Annotated in this window: 4 protein-coding genes; all 4 read right to left on the bottom strand. The window is 64.5% G+C overall.

From position 1 onward, the window contains the following. A partial coding sequence (locus tag EOA60_RS23930) for an aminotransferase class III-fold pyridoxal phosphate-dependent enzyme (RefSeq protein WP_128312000.1) occupies positions 1-701 on the bottom strand: 701 nt, incomplete at its 3' end. A 50-nt stretch (positions 702-751) separates the two neighbouring features. Then, complete coding sequence (locus EOA60_RS23925; protein ID WP_066999731.1) at positions 752-874, bottom strand: capsid protein; 123 nt, start codon at positions 872-874, stop codon at positions 752-754. A gap of 32 nt (positions 875-906) precedes the next feature. After that, positions 907-2,976, bottom strand: a complete 2,070-nt coding sequence (locus tag EOA60_RS23920) for a prolyl oligopeptidase family protein (protein WP_127335183.1) — start codon at positions 2,974-2,976, stop codon at positions 907-909. A gap of 89 nt (positions 2,977-3,065) precedes the next feature. Further along, a partial coding sequence (locus EOA60_RS23915; protein ID WP_128311998.1) for an MFS transporter occupies positions 3,066-3,563 on the bottom strand: 498 nt, incomplete at its 5' end.

Raw genomic sequence — 3,563 nt, 5'->3', positions numbered from 1 at the left:
CCCGCGCCCATCGCCGGCTCGCCGATAAAGGCGGCGGCGTTGTCGGCGCCGACTTCGAGGATGGCGTCCTCGACGGCCTTGGCGGCGCGCAGGCCGAAATCGTGGTCGCTTTCGCCGGGCAGCGCGAGCTCATAGGCATAGGGCATCATCACATGGACGATGTTCGGCACCGCGCCGCCGAGCTGCTTGTGCATGGGCTCCATGCCGCCGAGCGAGGTGCCGGCGATCGTCGAGCCGTGATAGGCCATCTTGCGCGAGATGATCCGGTTCTTCTCAGGCTTGCCTTCGAGCGCCCAATAGTGGCGCACGAGCCGCAGCGCTGTGTCGTTGGCCTCGGAGCCGGACGAGCCGTAGAAGACCTGACCGACATGCTCCGGCGCCAGTTCCGCCAGCTTCTGCGACAGCAGCACCGGTGTAGGCGTCGAACACTTGAAGAAGGAGTTGTAGTAGGGCAGCTCCTTCATCTGGGCGTAGGCGGCCTCCGCCAGTTCGTCGCGGCCGTAGCCGACATTGACGCACCAGAGGCCCGCCATGCCGTCGAGGAGTTCCGTTCCGTCGGAATCATAGATGAACGGCCCTTTGGCGTGGGTGATGATGCGAGAGCCCGCTTCACGCAGTTCCTTATGGTCGGTGAAGGGATGAAGGTGATGCGCGGCATCGATCTGCTGAAGCTGCTTCAGCGAATAGTTCTGATAGGTCATGGGTTTGTCTTTCCTCTTGAATCAATCCGGCGGTGGCCGGGGCGGATTCGTCAGAGGAAACGGGGCGGCGAATAGCCGATGCGGGCGCACAGCCGCAAAAGCTCGGCGCGCAGCGTGCGCGGTGACGGCGTCACCGCGACCCCGAAGGCGCCTGATGTGCTGATGCGGACCATGGCGGCACCTTAAGCCGCCAACGGCCAGCAATTCAAGCTGGACCGGCAAGCGTGCGCTGCAGAAAGACGTAGCGCATCGCCGTTTGCGCGGCCTGGGGCCGGCGATCGCCGCGCCCGCCATGGCCGCCTTCGGTCTCCTCGAAGAACAGCGTCTTGCCGTGACCGGCGGCCTGGAGCCGCGCCGCCATCTTGCGCGCATGCCCCGGATGGACGCGGTCGTCCGCGGTCGAGGTCATCAGCAGCACCGGCGGATAAACGGCACTGGTCGCCACACGCTGATAGGGTGAATAGGCGGCGAGCCATGCAGCCTCCTCCGGCTTTGACGGATCGCCATATTCCGCCATCCACGAGGCACCGGGCGGCAGTTCGGTGTAGCGCAGCACGTCGAGCAGCGGCACGTCGATGATGACGGCGCCGAACAGCTCCGGACGCTGCGTCAGCGAGACGCCGGTCAGCAGGCCGCCATTCGAGCCGCCCTGGATGCCGAGTTGTGCCGCCGTGGTGATGCCGCGCCTGACCACATCCTCGGCGACCGCGGCGAAATCATCGAACGCTTTCTGGCGCTTGCCCTTGAGCGCCGCCTGATGCCACGCCGGGCCGAACTCGCCGCCGCCGCGGATATTGGCCTGCACATAGGCATTGCCCTTGTCCAGCCAGAGCCTGCCGCGGATACCGGCATAGCCGGGCAAGAGCGGTACTTCGAAGCCGCCATAGCCATAGAGCAGCGCCGGCACCGGTCCCGTCTGGTCGCGCCGCCTGACGACGAAATACGGGATCATCGTGCCGTCCTTCGAGCGCGCCTCGAACTGCTCCGAAACATAGGGCGATGCATCGAAGCGCGCCGGCTGCGATTTCACGGTTTGAAGTGTGTCGCCATTGTCGTCCGACCATATGATCGAGCTCGGCGTCAGGAAATCGGTGAAGGAGAAGGAGACGCTGGAGCCGAAATGCTCGGCATGGCTGATGCCGACATTGCCCTTGTCGGGCAGGTCGACCGGCTTCACCGACCAGCCATTGCCGGTGCGGTCGCAAACGACGACCTTGCCGCGCACATTGTCCATCAGGTTGATGAACAGCCGGTCCTGCGTCCTCGCGAGACCTGCGATTGAAACGCGGGGCTCCGGTTTGAGCAGCGTCTCGACCAGTTCGAACGAACCGGTTTCAATCCAGCGGTCGAAATCCACGGAATAGAGCCCATCCGGCAGGCAGCGCGTGCCGTCCGGCGCCGTCCACGGACTGCGGACGCCAAAGACCAGCTGTCCCTTGAAGATCGCGGTGTCGGTCGCGTCGTCGGGCAGCGGGATGCGCCGGTTCTCGCCCGAAGCCAGCCGAAGGAAACTGTGCGAGGTGAAGAAGTCGATGGTCTTGCCGAGCATGACATGTTTCTTGTCGCCATCGAACTCCACGCCGCCGCCGACCGCGAGATGATTTTTTTCGCCCTCGAAGATCGGCGTCGCCTCCTCCAGCTTCGTGCCACGCCGCCAGAGCTTGATCACCCGCGGATAGCCTGACTGAGTTTTGTCCTCGTCCTCGAAAGCCGCCGAGACGATCACCGTATCCCTGTCCAGCCAGGAAAACCCCGACTTCGAAGCCGGTGCCCGAAACCCGTCCTCGACGAAGGATTTCTTCGCAATGTCGAACTCGCGCATCTCGCTGGCGTCGCCGCCGTCCGGCGACATGAACAGCAGGCAGCGGTCGAAATCGGGATAGAGCCGGCTCGCGCCGCCGAACACCCATTTCACGCCTTCCTTGGCCGAGAGCTGATCGAAATCGAGGATCGTTTCCCAATCCGGCTTGTCGGTCTTGTAGGAGGCGATTGTCGCGCGGCGCCACAAGCCCAGCGCGTTGGTCTTGTCCTGCCAAAAATTGTAGACGTAACCGGCGAGCGCCGATCCGACCGGGATATTGTCCTCGGCCGTCATCAGGTCGAGCGCGGTCTCGAATGCCGCCTGATAGGATGGATCGCCCTGCAGTTCGGCGACAGTCGTCGCATTCTGGCGATGGACCCACTCAAGCGCTTCCTTGCCGTTGCGATCCTCCAGCCACAGGAAAGGATCCTCGACCGGCAATTCAGGCTGTGTTTGGGTCATCGGGCTGGTCATGCGGGTCTCCGGGTCTGGCGGCCCTGCCTACATCGCGTTCGCCGCGCCAACATTCAAGAGCAGAGCTGCCTGCGCTCAGCCAGCCGGCCCTACATCACCCGCCGGCGAATGACGGTGACTACAGCCAGCGCCGCGCAGATCGCGCCGAGCGTCACCGGAAGCCCCGCGGCGCCGATCAAGTCCATCACGCCGCCGGTCAGCGGCGGCACGAGGATGCCACCGACGCCCCACATCAAGGAGAAGGCGGCATTGCCCGCGACCAGCGCCGAGCCGGTAAAACGCTCGCCAAGCTCGATGATCGACATCGTATAGATCCCGTAGGACACCGCGCCCCAGATGAAGACGCAAGGCCAGATCAGCGGCGTCTCGATGAGCGCCGGCAAGAGCGCGCAGCCAAGAACCGTCACCGAGACACAGCCGAAGCGCACGAGGCGCGCCGTCAGTCTTTCGGCGAGCAGGCCGAGCGGCACCTGCATGGCGATGTTGCCGGCGATCATCGTCGACAGCAGCGCCGACATGCGCGTCTCGGGAATGTCGAAGTGGGTGCCATAGACGGGAAGCAGCGCCAGCACCGACTGCTCGAAACC

Origin of the sequence: Mesorhizobium sp. M1A.F.Ca.IN.020.06.1.1, assembly GCF_004023265.1 — a bacterium.
In the GTDB taxonomy this organism is placed as follows: Bacteria; Pseudomonadota; Alphaproteobacteria; order Rhizobiales; family Rhizobiaceae; genus Mesorhizobium.
Note: the sequence above shows the minus strand (reverse complement) of the source record. Positions and strands in the feature narration are given on the sequence as shown.

What these genes read in the sequence shown, in the direction of transcription:
- EOA60_RS23925 (WP_066999731.1), bottom strand. Translation starts at nt 874, where the DNA reads ATGGTCCGCATCAGCACATCAGGCGCCTTCGGGGTCGCGGTGACGCCG.
- EOA60_RS23920 (WP_127335183.1), bottom strand. Translation starts at nt 2,976, where the DNA reads ATGACCAGCCCGATGACCCAAACACAGCCTGAATTGCCGGTCGAGGAT.